9 protein-coding genes and 2 pseudogenes are annotated in these 20,581 nt (G+C 45.0%); 3 read left to right on the plus strand and 8 right to left on the minus strand.

The window, feature by feature from the left end; all coding sequences use genetic code 11:
- Positions 1–194: 194 nt before the first annotated feature.
- A complete protein-coding gene (locus tag JCM15907_RS02825; protein ID WP_025842642.1) occupies positions 195–2,129 on the plus strand; it encodes a leucine-rich repeat domain-containing protein in 1,935 nt (644 codons plus the stop codon).
- A 246-nt stretch (positions 2,130–2,375) separates the two neighbouring features.
- Here JCM15907_RS02825 and JCM15907_RS02830 read toward each other — a convergent pair whose 3' ends face one another.
- The 4 genes from JCM15907_RS02830 to JCM15907_RS02850 form a co-directional block, all read right to left on the minus strand.
- Positions 2,376–3,857: a T9SS type A sorting domain-containing protein gene (locus tag JCM15907_RS02830; protein WP_159099905.1), complete on the minus strand. Its 1,482-nt coding sequence runs from the start codon at positions 3,855–3,857 to the stop codon at positions 2,376–2,378.
- Positions 3,858–3,895: 38 nt separating this feature from the next.
- On the minus strand, positions 3,896–5,713 hold the full coding sequence (locus JCM15907_RS02835; RefSeq protein WP_025842644.1) for a hypothetical protein: 1,818 nt from the start codon (positions 5,711–5,713) through the stop codon (positions 3,896–3,898).
- 13 nt (positions 5,714–5,726) lie between these two features.
- Entirely contained in the window at positions 5,727–6,305 is a 579-nt protein-coding gene (locus JCM15907_RS02840) for a hypothetical protein (protein WP_025842645.1), read from the minus strand.
- Between the two features lie 778 nt (positions 6,306–7,083).
- Positions 7,084–9,273, minus strand: a complete 2,190-nt coding sequence (locus tag JCM15907_RS02850) for a polyribonucleotide nucleotidyltransferase (protein ID WP_025842646.1) — start codon at positions 9,271–9,273, stop codon at positions 7,084–7,086.
- Between the two features lie 64 nt (positions 9,274–9,337).
- Here JCM15907_RS02850 and JCM15907_RS12970 point away from each other — a divergent pair, with 64 nt between their 5' ends.
- Complete coding sequence (locus JCM15907_RS12970) at positions 9,338–9,481, plus strand: hypothetical protein (RefSeq protein ID WP_159099906.1); 144 nt, start codon at positions 9,338–9,340, stop codon at positions 9,479–9,481.
- Between the two features lie 555 nt (positions 9,482–10,036).
- Here the strand turns inward: JCM15907_RS12970 and JCM15907_RS02855 are convergent.
- From JCM15907_RS02855 to JCM15907_RS10365, 4 genes and pseudogenes are all read right to left on the minus strand, one after another.
- Positions 10,037–12,715 (minus strand): TonB-dependent receptor, encoded by a 2,679-nt coding sequence (locus JCM15907_RS02855; protein WP_025842647.1) that lies wholly within the window; start codon positions 12,713–12,715, stop codon positions 10,037–10,039.
- Positions 12,716–12,951: 236 nt separating this feature from the next.
- A pseudogene (gene secDF / locus JCM15907_RS10360) lies at positions 12,952–15,913 on the minus strand (protein translocase subunit SecDF).
- 166 nt (positions 15,914–16,079) lie between these two features.
- Positions 16,080–17,120 (minus strand): ribonucleotide-diphosphate reductase subunit beta, encoded by a 1,041-nt coding sequence (locus JCM15907_RS02865; RefSeq protein ID WP_025842648.1) that lies wholly within the window; start codon positions 17,118–17,120, stop codon positions 16,080–16,082.
- A 45-nt stretch (positions 17,121–17,165) separates the two neighbouring features.
- Positions 17,166–19,677: pseudogene (locus tag JCM15907_RS10365) on the minus strand (ribonucleoside-diphosphate reductase subunit alpha).
- Positions 19,678–20,179: 502 nt separating this feature from the next.
- Between JCM15907_RS10365 and JCM15907_RS02880 the strand changes: the two are divergent.
- Positions 20,180–20,449: a co-chaperone GroES gene (locus JCM15907_RS02880; protein WP_025842649.1), complete on the plus strand. Its 270-nt coding sequence runs from the start codon at positions 20,180–20,182 to the stop codon at positions 20,447–20,449.
- The last annotated feature ends 132 nt before the right edge of the window (positions 20,450–20,581 follow it).

Here is a 20,581-nt window from a genome sequence, read left to right on the forward strand (position 1 = left end):
TTAATACTCTTTTGTGGAGTTTGTATGATAGGTTTTATTTAATATTTATTGTATTTTTGTCTCATTGGCATATGAGTTTATAACCAAAGAGACCCTGTGATAGTCTTCCGACCTCATATAGTATGGAAAAGAAGTCCTTGCACTCTCTTGCCCATAGGTTCTATTAGAAGTTTCACTGAAATACAATGAAAAAGATGAGAAAAACTGTATTGTTATTCTCCGTATTGCTACTCTCTTTGCAGCTACTTACTGCTCAGAGTTACGGTAGAATATTCCAACCTGGTAGCGAGGGGCCCGTATTTGATTACAGCATAGTGCAGGGCGAACCCAAAGAGTATTACGATGCGGGTGGTCCCGACAAGGGGATGCGCAACAACTATGCCTATACGATGCTCCAACTGAAGCCCACAAATGCCAATTCGCACATTACTATCGTTTTTGAAGAGATGGAGTTGGACTCATTCGACGAGATGCGGATTTACTCAGGTATAGTGGTACTTAACAACGAAATGGATGAAGATGGCGAGTATAGGTATGGCTGGCCCAAGGGACTGACTCCCACGTTCCAAACCAAGGGAACGCCTGCTAAGCAGAAGTTTGCCGTTTCTTCTACCGCTCCCGATGGGGCACTCTCGGTCGCTTTTTTCTGTGCTTCTGCTATGAAGGGATGGAAGGGGATGATTTATTGTGTCAAGAATGGCGACCCCGAACCTCTGCCCGATGATGAAACCCCAGCCAATATAGTACTCAAAATGACCGATGATTTGGGGGTGGATGAAGATGGTTACGAGATAGACGAAGCCACTGTACAGATGCACTTAGGGGCACAGAAAGAGGGGACTGCTATCCAGATTGATTGGGGTAGTGGCGAAAAGATAGACTACACCATCGGCTCCAAAGAGCCCGTTAGTATCAGCCAAACGATAGATAAGGGGGCTGTTGTTAAGATTTATGGCGAACTCACCCTCTTGGATATTACGAACAATCCCTTTGTAGAGGCGCATTTCGACAAGAACGATGCCCTAAAGGTGCTCCGCTTGGCGCAGAACAAAATCAGCCGCCTCAACCTCGATAAGCTCACCAACCTACGAGAGTTGTGGATTACCGACAATAAGCTCACCAGTATTGATATTAGCCATTTGGCAAATTTGGAAGAGTTCTATGGCGGTTGGAACGCGTACACCGAACTGCGCACGGCGATGAATCCGAAACTTACCGTGCTAACTTGCTACAATACGAGTATTACCGCATTGGATTTGAGTCAGAACCAATTGCTCGAAATCCTCACCGCAGGGGGCAATAACTACACTACTCCGCTCGATTTGAGTCATACTCCAGCCCTCAAATCGCTCGACTTGGAGGGCGCATCCTTGACCTCCATTGATGTAACTATGCTACCTAATCTCAAGAAACTCAATCTCCAGAGTAACAAACTCTCGACTTTGGATATTGCATCGAATAAAGCGTTGAGATATTTAGATCTTAGAGGCAATCCTTTCGATGCCTGCACGCTGAACGATATATGCTATCTTTTGCCCAAAGCCACCGAGGCAGATGAGGCTAAACTCTTCATTAATAAGACGACAGGTGGAGCCACGGCACAGACCGCTATGCTCAAAGAGAAGGCTTGGAAGAGCGACATCGAGGGCGATGGCACGGGCTGTAATACGATACGTTTGCTCTGTTTGCCTGCCCAGCATGGTACTTTTGCCACTCTTGTAGAGGGTAAAGCAGTTGCCTCTTGGACACCTATCCAAAAGGGAGCCGACGTAACCATTTCTGCCACCCCCGAAGATAAGTATATGCTCAAAAAGATTGTCGTAGAGGGCAAGGAGATAACGGGCAATACTTTTAAGGCGGAGCAATATGCCATGGTAGAGGTGCTCTTTGTACTGATAGATGCCATTGACGATGCCCGTAGAGAGGGCGTTGCCGTTCGTTGTACCGAAACGAGCCTCTATGTAGAGGGACTCGAAGCCGAGGCTCCCTACCAAGTGTACGATGCTAAGGGGGGCTTGCTCGTAGAGGGACGTGCCGATGCTCAAGGAACTGCGGAGGTAACAATGGAGCGTGGTGCTGGTTTGTGGCTCATTCGCCAAGGCACTACTACGGTAAAGGTTATCCGCTAACGAGCCTCGGTCTCCACTCTTTCCGAGTCCCCTTGGTGATTACTAAGAGGCTCTCGTGATAGGCGCAGGCTAACCACTCGATACACTGAATTAAAAAAGGTCTAATGATTTTCATCGAAACCATTAGACCTTTTGCTTGTAACCTACGTACCTTTGGAAAGTTTGTACGGGGGTTCGATTGGTGTCTAAAATAGGCTAACCAATCAGATCACGATTAGTAGCATTGGACTTGCTACAGCAATCGCTCTATCGGACAATCAGCTTTTTAGTGGCTGTTGTTCCATTTACAAGTACTACTTTCACGAAGTAGTTGCCTGCCGAAGGGGTTTTTATCTGTAGAGTAGCTTCGTCGAGGCTCTTACCACTCGTTAGCAGTTTGCCCTCCATCGAGTAAAGCGATGCTTCGGTAATGGCATCCGATGCCGTTATAAAAAGGTTACTTCCCTCTTGGTGTATCGTAAGGTGCGCCTCTTCGGTAGCTATGATAGGAGCTTGGATAGCCATAGGATCTTTGGCAATGCTTATGCGCCCGAAGTAGGGGACTACGTCTTTGTTGATTTTGTTGAATAGTCCCGACACATAGAGCCATCCGTTAATGGGATCGGCATATAAGAAAGTGGCGGTGCGGTCGGGTTTTGTATCTAATTTGAAACCATCGGTTATCTCGCTTCCCTTACTATCGAAGGAGTGGATAAAAGAGGTTTGAGGAGCTGTAACATCTCCCCCTGCAACGAATATCCAATCCATATAGCGAAGGGCGTAGTAGGCTGCCCATGTGATGTTGTTATCGTCTCCTGAGAAATTAAAAGGCTTGTACTCTTCTACTACATTGCCCTGCCTGTCGATGACACAGGTGAGAAAACGCTCTTGCTCATTGACCTTTACAAAGTCGCCCGCTACGAGATAGTGTCCTGTATCGTAGGGAGTTATACTTTTTACAGTACAACCTCCGTCTTCGCTATCCTTAAATTCGGGTGATTGAAATTCGGGATCGAGACTGCCGTCGGGCAAGAAGCGTACCACTCTATCGCACCCTATAATGCCTCCATAGCGAGAGAAACTCCCCGTAATAAAGAAACTTCCGTCATGGTCCATATAAGCCCCCAATATGCTGGGGTCGGTCTTAAAGTTCACTTTATCGACAGGTTGATAGCTACCATCGTGCTGCCCATCTGCCGAGAAGCGCGCCACAAAGGGGGCAAATATATCGTTCACTTTGTTGAAGCCTCCTACTACGTAGATCTGTCCTGAGGGGTGAATGAAAATCTTGCTTACAGAGGGGGTGTAGTTGGCGTGAAAGCCATCGAGAGTAAACGTATTGTTATTATTGAACGTTGGGTCTAATGAGCCATCGGGCATTAGGCGTACAAGCATCCCTACGGGTTGGTCGTTGTACTTGCTAAAGCGACCCGATACGAGATATTTGCCCTCTGGGGTGCGGAGTATGGAGTAGACACTATTGTCGAAACCTATGCCTCCTGTGTTGAAGCTCTTGTCGGGATTGCCGTTAGAGTTTAGGCGTATAATGTTGCCCATATATACCGCATCTTCATCGTTGTATCCAGCATTAGCAAAGCTACCTCCTACCATGATGGTTCCGTCCGAATTGGGAAGTACGACAAAGACATTGCCGTCCAGCGTGGGGCGAAAAGACTTATCCAACGCTCCGTGAGCTATCTCTTGAGCTTGGCTGTTGAGGCTTAGTAAGGTTGCTATACAGGCAACCATAATTAGATACACTTTTTTCATGTTGAGAATCTCAAAGGTTAGAGGATTATTTTGTGGGTTACGTAGTTGCCTTCTTCCTCATCGTAAGCAATGAGGATGTAGCTCTGTGCAGGTAAGACAATTGAGGTGGGAGTATGGGGTTCGATGCGTTGCTCTCTAATAGTATTGCCGTCAAGGGAGAAGAGGTGTACTTGGCACTTCTTCTGAGCCGTTAGTTCGATGCCTTCTCCTGTGTAGGCAAGTTGGATAAGTTCGGAGTTGAGAATGGGTTGCACCGCATCGTCAAGCGGATTTTCTTTTGCTAAAATAGGGAAAATGACCATCTCTCCTGAGGCAAAGTCTTTGCCCATAAAGCCAAACACCGTAAGGCGGCTTTGAGGGATTGTTTTATTGCGGAGGAAAAGGTGCGGATAGATGTTTTGTGCCGCAAGAAGGTCGCCGTTCTTATCCTTAAAAGAGAAGCGACGGTTGGGAGCTGGAATAAAGGGAGTTGTAGTGTTGCTAATCGCTTCGGAGATATAAACCGCTTGGAGCGATAGGCACAGCCCGTGGAGTTGTTCCTTGATAGGGGCTAACTCTTTGAACTCTTTGCAAGTGAAGTTGATAAGGCTCCAGTCGGCTTCCGTTTCCTTGATTTTGGGTGTAGTGTCGAGTACAAAAGCGAGGTTGTTATCTTGGCGCACTAACTGCCCCCTAATAGATTGTACTGCTTTTTTCTTTAGAGGTAAATCTTTTGCTATGGGTAGGTAGTAAAGAGGGTCATTGAGCATAATGCCCGCTTCCCCTTGTATTAACCAATGTTGATTGCATAGCGGTATCGAGAAGTTGAGATACAAATCATCTTTTTCGGGAGTTATTTCGTAAAACTCGCCTACATTGCCTTTCTTCAGTTCTTTGAGCGACTGTATCTTTTTGTAGGGGCGTACCCAGAAGTCCATCTTATAACTTGCAATACCAGGGTAGGGTTTATTTGAGGTAATATCGACAAATTGCAGTTCGAGACTATGCTTACCTTCGCTGAGATTGTCGAAAATGGCACTGTGCCCCTCGATTTCATCGTTAAGATGCTTTATGTCTACTTTTTGATCATTATCGAGTGTTACTGTCATATAGGTGGTAGAGCTGTAGTAAGGCTCTGGAGTAGACCCCCATAGTATCCAACTTGCTCCACTGATTTGTGGCTTTACTTCGAGGCGAGTTTGGGTAGTTTCATAACCATTGACAATGCCTTCTGGGCGTATGTCCCAAGCTGCATCTACGCCCGTCTCGTAAGGATAGAAGCAAAGGTCGTCTATAAGAATGCGAAAGCCTGAGCCCAGTCTTCTTTCATCTTGACTTTGATAGCGTATCCGGAAGCGGAATGGACGATTGTCCATATCGGGAGCTTCAATGGTGATTACCGAGGGGAAGAGATCTAATGTGAACAATGCAGAGTTAGCTTTCTGCCAAGTTTTTCCATCATCGTAACTAAGTTCGTATATCCAAGCGGTATTATCTTTTGAAATAACGCCGTCCATCCCCGAAGTAGCAAGTACAAAAGAGATTTGACTGGCAGGGATATTGTCGAGTAGTTCAAAGGTGGTAGGAATACCATTGAGAGACCCTGCGACCAACTCCAGAGCTTTTTGTCCTGAAGGTATGCGTTTTAGCTTATTTTCTGCTATGGTAGCGTTGCAGAGTTTCCATCGATAGCCCTCGATATTTATGATTTCTTCGTTTAAGTCGTTCTTGCTCCACGTCTCAAAGCTCGTGTGAAAGAATGGGGTGGGAGGGACTACTTGTTCTTGCGCCACACAGAGATTGCCCATAGGTAGCGCAAAGGCAGAGAGAAATAATGTGTGTAATAGATGTTTCATCGTTTATATGTATTTATTGTAGTTCAATATCTTTTCTGAATGCCCATAGCAGTTTGTACTCGCTCTTTTTAGGGTCGTTGTCATTGTCTATCAGGGAAACGGCTATGAGTGTATCTTCTGCGGAGGGAGAGGAGAGCTGTTTATCTTCGTAAACGGTACGTCCATCTTTAGAAATGCCTATCGGACGGTAGTGATAGAGTAGCCAAGGGCTTATCATTGTAGTGTACACCTCTCTGCTTTTCATAAAAAGATTGATGCGATCTACCGAGTTACCTCGTCCCGAGTAGGCTACTGTATGACAAGGGGCTAAGTCGCCCGAAGGGGTTAGTATGTAGGAGATGGCTATCCACAGTTCGTCGCTCTCTACCTGTTCAGGTATCTTTACCGCAGGACGGCGATGGGGCTGGGCTATTTCGAAGGCACGCAACTCGTCAAGAGTTCCTCCGATTTTAGTGAAGATTTGGCATGGTAGTTGGGGAGGGGTTTGTGGGTTGTTCCCATTGTTGGGGATTTGTTTGCGACAACTGCTTAGCACTCCGAGCGAGAGTACCAGTAGGGAATAAAGAAATAGTTTAAGCCGTTTTGTACACATATCTGATGTTATTGGTTCTTTCTCTCTCTTTCTAATAGCCTACTCTCTCATAGTCGAGTTCGATACCTTCTGCTATGGGAGGGGTACTGGGCAATTAACTTTTGTTGTATGGCTCTATTATCCGTTCTATACCTTCTACTACGGGAGGGGGATACCCTCGTTTTTAGTAAATATCTTTCCACTGTTTCTTCTTGATACCCCTCTCCTTAATCGACTTTGGGCAGTGCTTATTGCGAATAGCTCTGCGATGCTCCCTCTTAAAGGTTAGCTATTATGGAATGTTTTCTTCTTTTTTTAATAAATATTTTCCTAATGTCCTGTCAAATAGGACTGATGTTTTTATGAATAAAAGTATTCATTACCTCGATAGAGGTTTATTCAAAGACATCGAAGTAAAAAAGCGATGTATTGGATATGTTTAACTGAAATCGACTGCAATTTAGTTATAAAATACAAAACAAGCAAGGGTTTTCTTTGACATATGTGAAGTATATGTCAGGTGTTTACACTTGTTATTTTGTAAATGAATGGAAGAGATAGGAGGATATTGGGGAATGCTGGGCGGCTTTTTTGTAGATTTCAGACTTTTTAGCGAGTGCTTTATAGCCTACTCAAGCAGGAGATAGTTTTTGATATAGTTGCAAAGCGCTCTTTTATCCTATAAGTGGGGAGAAAGAGGACAAAAGAGAAAGCCCCTTCTCCTTGATAGAACAAGAGAAAGGGCTTCGATGGGTAAAAGACCATTTAACGGTCTCAGTAGATTTACTCTTGAGAGAAACTATTCTCTGCGACGGCGTTCGCCACGCTCACCCTCCTCACGACGGCGAGGACGGCGTTCTGGCTCAACATAGTCAGCAGGTTTTTCACGCAACGAGCGACGAGAAAGTTTGAATTTACCCGTCTTGGGGTCAATCTCCAAGAGTTGTATCTTAACGTTATCTCCTTCGTGTAAATTGGTGTCTTCGATTTTTTCGAAACGCTTCCAATCTATTTCACTAATATGGAGTAACCCTTCTTTGCCAGGGAGAAACTCTACAAAGCATCCATAAGGCATAACGGAGGTAATCTTACCTTCATATACTTCGCCTACTTCGGGTAATGCCACAATACCTTTAATCATTGCCATAGCTACATCTAAAGCCTCCTTGTTGGCACTGGAGATTTCTACATGGCCTTCGCCCTCAACCTCCTCAATGCTTACCACAGCACCACTCTTTTCTTGAATACCTTGGATAATCTTACCTCCAGGACCGATAATAGCTCCAATAAATTCTTTAGGTACACGCAATCGCTCAATGCGAGGAGCTTGTGGCTTCAGGTCGGGACGGACAGCAGGCATAGCCTCTTCGATTTTACCAAGAATATGCATACGGCCATCGCGAGCCTGACGAAGTGCGTTCTCTAAGATTTCATAGCTGAGTCCATCTACCTTGATGTCCATCTGAGTAGCAGTGATACCATCTCGTGTCCCTGTTACCTTGAAGTCCATATCTCCGAGGTGGTCTTCGTCTCCGAGGATATCTGAGAGGATAGCATAGTTGGTACCCTTATTTTCGCTGATAAGCCCCATGGCGATACCCGATACGGGTTTCTTGATTTGCACCCCAGCATCCATAAGAGCCAGTGTACCAGCACAAACAGTGGCCATAGAGGAAGAGCCGTTCGACTCCAATATGTCGCTAATAACACGTACTACATAGGGGCAATCTTGGGGGATCATACGTTTGAGTGCACGGAATGCCAAGTTACCATGTCCAATCTCGCGACGACCAGTGGCACGTTGGGGACGAGCTTCGCCTGTAGAGAAGGGAGGAAAGTTGTAGTGTAAGAGGAAACGCTCCTTAGTACGATAGAGTACATCGTCTACGAGTTTTTCATCAGCTTTTGTGCCCAAGGTAACCGTGGTCAAAGATTGGGTCTCTCCACGTGTGAAGATAGCCGATCCATGTGGCATAGGAAGACAGTCGGTTTCAATCCATATAGGACGAATTTCCGTAGTTTTACGACCGTCAAGACGTTTACCTTCGTCCAAAATAGCGCGACGCATAGCTTCCTTTTCCACATCGTGGTAGTAGCGGGCTATCATGGTCTTTTTGAGAGCTAATTCCTCTTCGGTGAATTGTGCCTTGTATTCCTCTACCAAGTTTTTGAAAGCCTCGGCACGAGCGTGTTTGTCGGTACCGCTTGTGGCAATGGCGTAGGCCTTTGCATAGCACTTGTCGTGTACATCTTTGCGTAGCTCTTCGTCATTTTCTTCATGACAGTAAGCGCGTTTTTCCAATTTGCCTACTGCGGCAGAGAGTTCTAACTGAGCTTGGCATTGTTTTTTTATCGCTTCGTGGGCTACTTTGATAGCTTCGAGCATGTCGCTCTCTTGTACTTCGTCCATCTCACCTTCAACCATCATGATGTTATCCATCGTAGCGGCTACCATCATGTCGATGTCAGCGTTTTCCAACTGTTCAAAAGTAGGGTTAATGATAATCTTACCATCTACGCGAGCCACACGTACCTCACTGATAGGGCCTTCGAAAGGGATGTCCGAAACGGCAAGTGCAGCAGAAGCTGCTAAGCCAGCCAAAGCATCGGGGATATCTACACCATCGGCAGAGAAAAGCGTGATGCTAACAAATACCTCTGCGTGGTAATCTGAGGGGAAGAGGGGGCGCAAGGCTCTATCTACCAAACGGCTGGTCAATATCTCATAGTCAGAAGCCTTTCCTTCTCTCTTGGTGAACCCTCCAGGGAAGCGACCAATAGAAGAGTACTTCTCTTTGTAATCTACTTGAAGCGGCATAAAGTCGCAGTCGGGAGCTGCCTCAGAAGCAGCACATACAGTAGCGAGCAACACGGTATTGCCCATAGTTACGGTGACAGCACCGTCGGCTTGTTTAGCCAATTTTCCCGTTTCGATCTTGATGGAACGTCCATCACCAAGATCAATCGTCTTAGTTACGGGTGTTAACATAGTCATCTTAAATTATTTTTCTTCTTGAAACATTCTTGACAAAGGTACTAAAAATCATAGATTTATGGTCATAGGAGCAAAGAGAAAAAGAGCAGATGTATCGCCCCGAAGTTTGCCCCTTTCTCAAATAGGGCAACGCTATCGTTTAGAATCTGTAGACGTCGATAACGTATTTTGCTACGTGACCGAGTACGATGTTGTTCTATGACACTCAATAATCTCTTGGGAGAGGATTCTCTTTTTCATTGTCAGAAAGGTGGTCAAAGTCTATATAATTTCTGTATCTATCTATTTCTTTCGACTCTATACTTTGTCCAACGTATTTATGCACAGCATAGAAAGGAACAAAAATCTTATAAATAAGCCTTCTTTAGATTGGAAGTAATCTCCTCTTTAATCTTAGGCGAACTTTGGTGTAGAAGCCTCTTTTCGCATTCTTGTATGCTTTTGGATACTTCTTGTCTTTAGCGAATTTTTTGCAAGGCTTGAGTCTTCGTTTTGCAACCATTAATCCTTTTGCTCGAAAGGGTTAATGGTCTCGAAAGTTTGCACGGATGGTTTGGGTAGTTTACTCGGATGCTTTTGGCGGTTTAGTCGGAGGGTTTCGAAAGTTGAGGTAGATGGTGGCAGAAGGGTGCGCAAATCACTCTGAAAAAAAGCCTCTTGCAATGATGGAGGAGCATCTTGCAAGGAGGCTAAAAAGAAAAAGCTGTACCCCGATAAAGGATACAGCTTTTTGTAGTTCGTTTAGATAAGTAGAGCGTTAGAAGTTAACGCGCATACCCATCTGCCAAGTGCGTCCAAAGCCGTACCATACGAGGGCATCTTCGCCTGTACGTACATTGTTGCTATCTACCTTAACACCATCGGTAGCATCGGCTATATAGCGAGTATTCAAAAGGTTATTAACTCCTCCGAAGATGGTAGCTGTCATACCCTTATAGAGTTCGAAGCTGTAGCTTGTAGAGAGGTCTACTAAGGTGTAGTTAGGCATTTGCCAAGCATCGCCGGTGTACACTTCAATTTCGCCACTTGCGTTCTTGCTAAGACGGTTAGTAGGCTCGAAGTCCGCAAAGTTTTTACCGAAGTAGTTGATGTTACCACGTAGGTGGAGTTTAGAGAATACTTCCCAGTCAAATCCAAAGGCTGCAGTAAACTGAGCAGAGTTACCTACGTGCACGCCGTTGAGGTTGATTTCGCCTTCGCCCAATTTGGTTTGAGAGTCATCGTACACATCGTAGTAAGTCTTGCCTCCCCAACGCCAGTCTCCCCAAGAAACCATAGCATTAAGACGCAATTCGTCTACGGGACGAGCTTCTGCCTCCAACTCTACCCCCATGTGTTGAGCATTCAAACCACGGAAGTTAAAGTACTGACGATTATCGAGTACACTGGAGCGACGCAAGAAGCGGTCATTCCACTTGGTATAGTAACCGTTCAAGTTAACACGTACATACTCATTGGTAAAGCCGTAACCCAACTCGGCAGTGAGAATTTTCTCATTGGTTAGGTGCTTGTTGATTTCGGTAGAGTAGTTGAGGAAGGTCCCTCCGAAGTGGGGCGCACGTGTGAAGTAACCTGCGTTGATAAATACATTATTGTAGTCAAGGAATTTGTAAGAAGCTCCCGCCTTTACACTAAAGGGCATAAAGTTTATGCGATCCGAAGCGGCACGATCACGTATCTCAGGAGCTAACTTTTTGGCATTAGCAACGCTGTATCCATCGGGAACGAGGTAGCGGTAACCTTGGTAAGTAAGAGATCCTGAGAGGAAAGCGTCGAACTCATCGCTGGTGAATTCGCCCTGTGCAAAGGCTCCGCCCCAAAGTACTTCGCCTATGTTGTGGTAGTCGAAGATGTCGCCCACTTGAAGCGTAGTTTTACCTGCATTTACTTGGCTTTGGAGGAGTTGATTTTGGTAGTTTTTTCCACCCAAAAGGTCGTACACTTGCTTGTAGTGGTCGCCACGGTAGAAGCGTCCGTCCAAACCAGCTGTAATAGTAAACTGCTCATCAAGACGATTGCGATAGGTAGAGAGGATGCCGTACCACTGGTGATTGTTTACACTGTTGGCAAGGATAGCCTTAGAGCCGTTGTCCCCTTCGGAGGCATTGGCTGCGAAGATACTTTCCCAGTCTACAAGTCCACTGGGAGTACGCTTAGCAATAGGGTCAAGTTTACCACGGTATGCTTCGATCCAGTTAGTGTAGCGAACGGTCTTACCTGCTACTTTTTCTACTTTACCATCTACACGACGACCTCCTCCGTTAGCGATAGAAGCGTAAACAGCAGTGCTGAGAGAAGAACTTTCGTCTATTCTCCAAAGGTGGTTGAGAGAGAGTTGTGGCTTGTGGTAATAGTTGTGACGAGCAGAGTATACCCCTCCGTTGAGGTAACCATACTCTAAGTTCATGCGTTCCTTATCGGGGTGTTCGGCATATTGCGCTTGTGTGTGGCGAGCCGATCTTTGGTTGTGCCATTGAGGTGCACCGAAAGCTGTGAGTGAAACAGTGTGCTCATCGTTGATTTTCTTAGATAGGTTTAAGAAGTAACTCCAGCCACGGAAGTCGGTTCCTCTAACATAACCATCACCATAAGAGGTAGCTCCAGAGGCAGTAAGAGCCCAACCGTTGTCCATAAGACCTGTAGAAATGCTAAATCCATGCTTGGCGTATTGGTCGTTACCGATACCGGTGTATACGCTACCGCCTTTCTTAGCATCTATGTTCTTTGTTACGATGTTGATAGTTCCCCCTACGGAAGAGATACCAAGGCGAGAAGCTCCCAAACCACGTTGTACCTGCACCAAAGAAGATACATCGTTCAATCCTGCCCAGTTACTCCAGTACACACGTCCGCTTTCCATATCGTTTACGGGTACTCCGTTGATGAGTACACCGAGGTTATTGGTGTCGAACCCACGCATCATAATACGAGAGTCTCCGAAACCACCACCCGAACGAGTAACATATACCGAAGGGGTAGACTTAAGAAGCTCTGGGAATTCTGTGTTGAAAGCCTTGCTCTCGATTTGTGCCAGAGAGATGTTAGAAACGGGTACGGGTACCTTTCTATCTTTCGGCACGATAGAGGCGATTACTTCTACTTGTCCCAAACTAACAGCATCTTCTGCCAAATAGATCGCACCCAATGAGTGTGTGCGAGTGGTAGCCGATAACTTATGGGTGTAAGATACATAGCCTACACTTCTGATGGTCAAAGTAGCGTTGCGAGGTACTTCGAGTTTGAAGTTGCCATCTACATCGGTAGTCGTGCCACGGAGGGTAGCTCCCTGTCCTGTGGTTACAGAAGCTCCGACAATAGGAGTCTTTTGCTCTTTGTCCAATACTCTACCCGTAACAAGGGTTTGAGCGTAGGTCCAGCCTATGCTTATGAGTGTCAAAAGCAAAAGGCTAATAAAACGTACTCTGTTTTGTCTCATAAAAATCCTTTTTAATTTCTGTTCTCTTAATTATTATCTTCAATACTTACATTTTTCTTTTCGTATTTCGCAGGGTAGGGAGGCTTTTTGTTTTGTGAATAGAGGCGTTGTATCCTAAATCTCTTTCGGAGTTTTTTGTGCCTCCCTAAAGCCGAAGACTCCCTCCAACACATATGTGAAAGAAGAGGGAGTCTTCATGATAGGGAACTTTATTAAGTTATTTTACTGACTGCAAATCATTTCTTTGCCACTTGTTTCTTTGATTTCTTAGTAGCAAGCATATAAGCTATAGGAGAAGCTACAAAGAGTGTACTATAAGTACCAATTACCACCCCAAGCAAAATCGCAAACGTGAAACTGCGCATAGAAGCCCCTCCGAATATGAAGATGATAAACATCACAATGAAAGTGGTTAGCGAAGTATTCAACGTTCTGGATAGAGTACTATTCAACGCATCGTTAATGGTCGTATAGAGGTCTCTATTGGGATAGGTCTTTACAGTTTCACGAATGCGGTCGAAGACTACCACAGTGTCGTTGATAGAGTACCCGATAATTGCCAAGATAGCTGCAATGAAGTTCTGATCGATTTCCATTGTAAATGGCATAAGTTTCCACAGTAAGATATAGAGAGCTATAATGCTTAGTGTGGTAGCCGTTACCGATGCAAAGGCCCCGATAGAGTAAGAGATACGACGGAAACGAAGCAAAATGTAAAGAGCCATAAAGATCAGTGAGATAAGCACCGCAATAAATGCCTTGCGACTAATATCTTTAGACATGCTGGCACTAACTTTTTGAGAACTTACAATGCTTTCAGAAAGGAAAGTGTCTTTAGTCACAGGGGTTTGATAGAAGTCTTTGCAAGCGTTGTAGAGCTTTTCGTTGATAGCATCTTCTACTTCAGCTGTGTTTTCTTCAATCATATAGTTCGTGGCGATACGTACTTCGGTACCTTCGTTACCAATAGAGGTTACCACGAGTTTGTTATCCAACTCAGGAGCTAAAGCTGCTCGGATCTCTTCGATATTCACCTTTTGGTCAAAAGCTATGACAAAGTTACGTCCTCCAGAGAACTCGATACCCTTGTTTAACCCTAAGGTGAAGTACCCCACAAGTCCTATGAGCACAAGAATCACAGGGATAGCTATACCAAGTTTACGCTTACCTAATATGTTGAATGAGGGGTTGGTTAGTATGTTGCGAGTAATAGAGGTCGTGTAGGTTACCTTGCTCATCTTGCCTTTTTTGTCAAGCCATTCCACAACAATACGAGTTAGGAATACGGCAGTAACGAACGAGGCAATCAAACCTATAATCAGTGTGGTGGCAAAACCACGAATAGGACCTGTACCAAATGTGTAGAGGATAATTCCTGTAATAATCGTTGTGAGGTTGGAGTCGAAGATAGCGGAGAAAGCGTTTCCGTATCCATCGGCAATAGCACGGGTTACAGATTTGCCTGCACGCAACTCTTCTTTGATACGTTCAAATATAAGCACGTTGGCATCTACCGCCATACCTAATGTAAGCACCAACCCTGCGATACCAGAGAGGGTAAGCACCGAATGGAACGAGGCCAAAATACCTAAGGTAAAGAAGCTGTTGATGATAAGTGCCCCATTAGCTACCATACCAGGTATGAAGCCGTATGCCAAGCACATATATATCATAAGGATAAGAAGTGCTACGAAGAAGGAAATAACACCAGAACGGATAGATTCTTCTCCGAGGGTAGGCCCTACAACGTTTTCTTGCTCAATAGTAACAGTTGCCTCCATGCGTCCAGAGCTGAGTACATTGGCAAGGTCCACAGTCTGCTCTACAGTAAAGTCTCCGCTAATTTCAGAGCGTCCACCTGTAATCTCACCACGAGGGGCAGGGGCAGAGTAAACCACATTGTCCAAAACCACGGCAATAGGCTTGCCGATGTTCTCTTTTGTGAGTCGAGCCCATTTGCGCGCTCCCTCTTCATTCATAGCCATTGTAACCACTGGGCCTCTATTAACGATAGACTGGCTCATTTCACTCTTTGAGGAGGTTACAACATCTCCCCCTAAGTCGGGTTGTCCCGAGCGATTGCCACGTATAGCATAGAGTTCGTAAAGGTCTGTCTCTCTCTTGGTTTCAGGGTCTACATAAGGAGCATTCCCCCAAAGAAGAAGAAGGTCTTCACGTATAAATCCTTGTTCTTTGGCTACTTGAATCAAACTGTCGATAGCAGCTCGATTGGCATTGCGTGCCATACCAACGATTACTCCTCTATTGACGAGATTGAGGCGATTGAAAAGCACATTCCCCATAGGTTCAGTAGCTTTTTCTTCTACCTGAGGAGCTTCTTGGGTTGTTCCTCGGGAGTAACTTCTGTTGAGGTCGCTTCCTCTTCTGTCGCAGGTGTTTCTGTGGCAGACTCTTCTTCGACAGTTGCTTTAGTAGAAGAGAGTGATGCCATAGCAGAGAGACGATTATTGGCATTGATTAGGTCGCCTTCTACTTCTGTATAGTCATACGTCCGCCAGAATTGGAGGTTAGCACTCTGTTGCAAGAGGCTACGTACACGCTCAGGTTCTTTAACCCCTGGGAGTTCTACTAATATACGCCCCTCTCCTTCTATCTTTTGGATGTTGGGAGCGACTACCCCGAAGCGTCTATACGGGTGCGTAACACGTTGATAGAGGCTTCAGATGCACTATTATATTTTTCCTTAAGGATTTTGATAACCTCCTCATTGGTGCTACGAGCGGATACTTGCTCACGAAGGTCTCCATTACCAAAGATTATAGAGAGCTGACCTTCTGGGGCTATTTTTTTGTACTCGCTAACGAACTTGTCGATGAAGTCTCCCGATTGAGAAGACTTGGCAGCATTGTCCAAGGCTTTGAGAAAGTTAGGATCTTCACTATGGCCAGAGAGGTTGATGAGCAGATCTTTTGCATTGAGGCGCAATACTACGTTCATCCCTCCTTTGAGGTCAAGTCCTAATCCGATTTGTTGTGTTCTTGCTTTCTTGAGCGTTTGTCCAAACCAAACATTCTCATTAGCCATTGAGTCGAGGTACGCTTTACCGTCTTGTCCTGCAGCGGTCATCGCCTCTGCTTTGCTCTCATAGTGGCGAACCACGGGAGTAAAGGATAGATAGTAGGCACAGATAATGGCCAACGCAACTGTGATGAAGATCACAAATCCTTTGTTTTGCATCTGTTTTTACTTGCTTTATAATAAAATACTTAATAATCCACGAGCGCAAAGTTATACCTTTTTTTGCGACATATATCAAAAACTCTCCGATAAAGTAAACTTTTCAAAGAGAAATGCCCCTGTGAAAAGGGGCATTAGGTAGCCTGAGAGTATAAAAAAGCTTCGCTTAAAGATCGTCTTCGATAGAAGCAGACTTGGCATAGGCACTGGGTTTTGCCTCAAAAAAGTCAGTTTTTATGAGGTTGGAATTGCTGTACTGCGACACCCACCCCATACTCATAGGTTCCTCTTCGTAGCCAGGGAAAATAACCCCTAAACCAAGATTTGCTGAGCGTAGATTGGCCAAATACATAATATAATCGCTGACCATTTGTTCGGTAAGGCCCTCTATTTCGTTGCCAATAACATACTTACCCCATTCGATTTCTTGGAGTGCTCCCTCCTTAATCATACTTCGGAAGAGTTCTTCGCTTTCGGGTGTGAAAAGTTCGGGGGCTTCTTTTTTGAGTTCCAATATCATAGAGCGGAAGAGCCATAGGTGCGTATTTTCGTCCCTATTTATATAACGTATCTCTTGAACAGAACCGGGCATTTTTCCGATGCGTCCTAAGTTGTAAAAGAACATGAAACCTGAGTAGAAGTAAACCCCCTCAAGGATATAATTTGCCACCATAGTACGGAGCAACTGCTCAGGGGTTTTGTTTTCTTGAAACTCGTTGTAGATATCGCCGATGAACTTGTTACGACGTAGCAAGTGGGGGTCGTCTCTCCACTGATAGAGTATGTCGGTGCGCTCTTCGGGAGAGCAGATAGTGTCCAACATATAGCTATAACTCTGAGAGTGTACCGCCTCTTGGAATGCTTGTATGGTGAGGCAGAGATTGACCTCGTTGGCGGTGATATACTCGCCTACACTGGGGAGATTGGCTGTTTGGATGCTGTCTAAGAAGATTAAGAAGGAGAGGATTTTATCGTAGGCATTCTTTTCGGCAGGCGATAGCAGGCGATAGTCCTTGATGTCCTGACTGAGATTGATCTCTTCGGGTATCCAAAAGTTGTTCATAGCTGTACGATACCAGTTGGAGACCCATGTATATTTGATGTTGTTAAAATCGTTGAGGTTGGTTGTATTTCCGTTAATTAAACGACGTTTAGAGAGTTCTATGTCTCCCAACTCATTGAAGAGTGCTTTTTTCTTTAAGTCCATAAAATTTTATCAGATAAGGGGTGATGATGATTTCTTCTATTCTCATTAGGCAGAGCAGGTCTCACACTCTTCTACTTCGAGGGCAAGACTTCGGATGTAGTAAAGTGTCTTGACTCCTTTGTGCCAAGCTCTAAGGTAAAGGTCTCGTATGCCTCCGAAGGTTATATCTTGGGTGATGAAAAGGTTTACCGACTGTGCTTGGTCTAAGTGGCGTTGGCGCACTCCTGCGGCATCTATAACCCATTTTTGGTCTATGTTGTGTGCGGTTTTGTAGAGCCAGAATGTACTGTCGGTCAAGTTGGGGGCTACGCGAGGTACGATAGAGCCTTTCTTCTCTTCCAAGAAGTAACGATTCATAATGGGGTCAGTGCCTGCGGTAGTACCTGCGATTATAGAGGTGGAGCTGGTAGGTGCTATGGCTAAAAGATAACCATTACGCATACCCTTTTGAGCTACTTTGGAGGCAAGCTCTTGCCACTCAGAAGATTGGTAGTCACGTTTGGTGAAGTAAGCCCCTGTCTGCCAATCACTACCTTCGAAGTAGTTGTAGCGTCCTTTTTCTTCTGCCAACTCTGCCGAGGCTTCGATGGTATAGAAGTTGATTTTTTCGTAGAGTTTGTCCATGAAGTCGAGGTGCACCTCGCTCTCCCATGCAATGCCTTTCTTTGCCAATAGGTGGTGGTATCCGCTCGTCCCTAAGCCTATGGGGCGCATCTTCATATTAGTGATTTCGGCATAGGGTATAGGGTAGAAGTTGAGGTCGATAACGTTGTCCAAAGCACGCACTATGGTGTGGATAATCTCTTTAAGTTCTTCAGGATGGTCGGTATTGATATTGCCGAGTACGAGTGAGGCTAAGTTGCACACAACGAAGTCGCCTGCAATGTTTTTTTCGATAACTACTTCTTGGCCTTCCTCTACTTCTACTTTGATTTGCTTCAGGCGTATTTCGCTTTGGTTTTGAGCTATCTCTGTACAGAGGTTCGAGCAGTATATCATACCCTGATGGGCATTAGTTCATACGATTAACGGTATCTCTATTGAAGATAAAGGGAGTTCCCGTCTCTACGGCAGATTTGATGATGAGGCGTAACATATCCTTTAGAGAGATGGCACGTTTGGCAAGGCGATTGTCTGCTAAGCAGTCGAGGTATCTTTTCGTCCACTCGTCTCCATGGTAGTCTTCTAAAGCATATCCTTTAGTACTCAACACTTCATGAGGGCATAATAGATACCAAGTGCCATTGGGGTTCTCCTCAAGTTGTTGCCAATAGTAATCGGGTACGCATACTCCTGGGAATACATCGTGTGCCTTCATGCGGTCATCACCGTTGTTGGTACGTATTTGTAGAAACTCTGGCATATCGCGATGCCAAATATCCAAGTAAAGGGCTACAGAGCCTTGGCGAACGCCTAATTGGTCTACAGCTATGGCTGTGTCATTGGCAAGTTTGACCCACTTGAGTACCCCTCCAGCCACGCCTTTGAAGCCTCTAATGTCGCTCCCGACGGCACGAATTTTTCCTAAATAGATACCCATTCCTCCTCCGAACTTAGAGACTTGGGCAAAATTGTCTATCGTACGGTAGATGCCAATCAAGTTGTCGGGCATTACGTCAATAAAGCAACTGGAGAGCTGACTCAAAGGCTTGCGCGCATTGCTCATAGTGGGGGTAGCCATTGTAACCTTGAGTTGAGAGAGTATGTCGTATATCTTTTTCGCCCAAAATACTTTGTTCTCTCCTTCGGGCAGTGCCAAATGCATAGCAATCCCCATAAACATCTCTTGCGGACTCTCTAAGAGAACGTGACTTCCTGAGCGAATTACGTAGCGCTTGGCAATTAGATGCAGACTGCTGTATGTGAGTAGTTGTGTGCGTTCGTTTTCGATGCCTTGTGCCAGACGGTCGATTTCTTCCTTTGTATAGTGTTCCAAAATGTAACGTCCATAGAGTCCCTCGTTGGTGAGGTACTTAATCTTGGCATAGAAACTGTCTATTTGTAGTGCTTCTTCTTCTTTATCTAATGCTTTGCGTAGTTCTAAAGCATAGAGGCGAGAGGCTATGTATTCCCAGTTGGGAGCCTGGGGGGTAATGAGCTCTACCGCTGCCTTAATAAGAGTAGAGAGCGTATTAGCCCCTTCTTTGAAAAAGGCAAAAAACTTGGCATGTAATAGATCTAAAGCGTATACCGCCCCTTCGTGTTGCTCCTGAATTTCTTTAAGAAGGGAGATAATCTCTTCGTCTTTGATTTGATTGCGGAAGCGATTGATTACTTCTCGAGCTTCGGTACGCTTGGTGCGATAGAGAATGTAGGCTTTGGCTACCTTGTAATAGCCTCCTTTCATAAGCTCGGTTTCGACTATGTCTTGTACCGTTTCTACATCAATTTGCTTGTATTGTAGTGCCTCTATAACGGTTAAAATTTGCTTGCAAAGCTCGGTTAGTTCACGCTGACTAATCTTTGTTTTGGTGGCTGCAAAGGCTCGTTTTAGGGCGTTCTTTATCTTGTCGAGGGTGAACTCCTCGGTCTGTTTGTTTCTTTTTACGATTAGCATTGCTTGGAAGTCTATTTTGCCCTACAAAGATAGGTATACCGAATGATTTTTATAGCATTGAACGAACTTTTGAATGAAAAATATATCATCCTTAAAGAGAACTTTCTGGAGAATAGGGAGATTGCCTATTCGTTATTCAAAGGGTTAATCCTTACGAGAGTTTGCACGGATGGTTTTGAGAGTTTGCACAGATGGTTTTGAGAGTTTGCACAGATGGTTTTGAGAGTTTGCAATAATGGTTTTCAAAAGTAGCTATATGGAGAGGAGGAGGGTCGGACAAAATGTCTTAGTACACTTTCCATATACTTCGTTGGGTAAGCTCTGTATGCTACGCTTCTTTTCAGATACCTAACGGAGGGTTGCGGGTGTTCTTTTTGTTTCTTTTTGCCTTTTCTGGCACGTAAATTGTATGTCTTTCCGTGTGCGCTTTATATCCATACACTATGCAGGGTATCGCACTATGGAAAAGCAAGAACGTAAATAAACAATACAGACTAAGATTATGAACATCAAACCACTCGCAGATCGCGTTGTTATTAAACCTGCTGTTGCAGAAGAAAAGTCGCAGGGAGGTATTATTATTCCCGATACGGCTAAAGAAAAACCACTAAAGGGAGAGGTTGTTGCCGTAGGCAAGGGGACTAAAGACCAAGCTATGGAACTTAAGGTGGGAGACCAAGTGCTTTATGGTAAGTACGCCGGCACTGAGATAGAAATCGAGGGGGCTAAGGTGCTTATTATGCGCGAAAGTGATGTGTTGGCTATACTTTAAGGAGGATAGGATTATGGGAAAAGGACAAGGAAATGCAGGCGGATGGCCTTCAACAACAGGTAATCCAAGTGGTGGCGGGAGAAGTAATAACCCTCCTAAGGGGAAATAATTAACAAGAGATTGAATAGAAAT

Origin of the sequence: Porphyromonas gingivicanis JCM 15907 (genome assembly GCF_000614585.1) — a bacterium.
GTDB lineage: Bacteria > Bacteroidota > Bacteroidia > Bacteroidales > Porphyromonadaceae > Porphyromonas > Porphyromonas gingivicanis.

Excerpts from the sequence above, each read along its gene's own strand:
- JCM15907_RS02855 (WP_025842647.1), bottom strand. The coding sequence starts at position 12,715 with ATGAGACAAAACAGAGTACGTTTTATTAGCCTTTTGCTTTTGACACTC.
- JCM15907_RS12970 (WP_159099906.1), top strand. The coding sequence starts at position 9,338 with ATGGTCATAGGAGCAAAGAGAAAAAGAGCAGATGTATCGCCCCGAAGT.
- JCM15907_RS02835 (WP_025842644.1), bottom strand. The coding sequence starts at position 5,713 with ATGAAACATCTATTACACACATTATTTCTCTCTGCCTTTGCGCTACCT.
- JCM15907_RS02825 (WP_025842642.1), top strand. The coding sequence starts at position 195 with ATGAGAAAAACTGTATTGTTATTCTCCGTATTGCTACTCTCTTTGCAG.
- JCM15907_RS02850 (WP_025842646.1), bottom strand. The coding sequence starts at position 9,273 with ATGTTAACACCCGTAACTAAGACGATTGATCTTGGTGATGGACGTTCC.
- JCM15907_RS02880 (WP_025842649.1), top strand. The coding sequence starts at position 20,180 with ATGAACATCAAACCACTCGCAGATCGCGTTGTTATTAAACCTGCTGTT.
- JCM15907_RS02830 (WP_159099905.1), bottom strand. The coding sequence starts at position 3,857 with ATGGTTGCCTGTATAGCAACCTTACTAAGCCTCAACAGCCAAGCTCAA.
- JCM15907_RS02840 (WP_025842645.1), bottom strand. The coding sequence starts at position 6,305 with ATGTGTACAAAACGGCTTAAACTATTTCTTTATTCCCTACTGGTACTC.
- JCM15907_RS02865 (WP_025842648.1), bottom strand. The coding sequence starts at position 17,120 with ATGGACTTAAAGAAAAAAGCACTCTTCAATGAGTTGGGAGACATAGAA.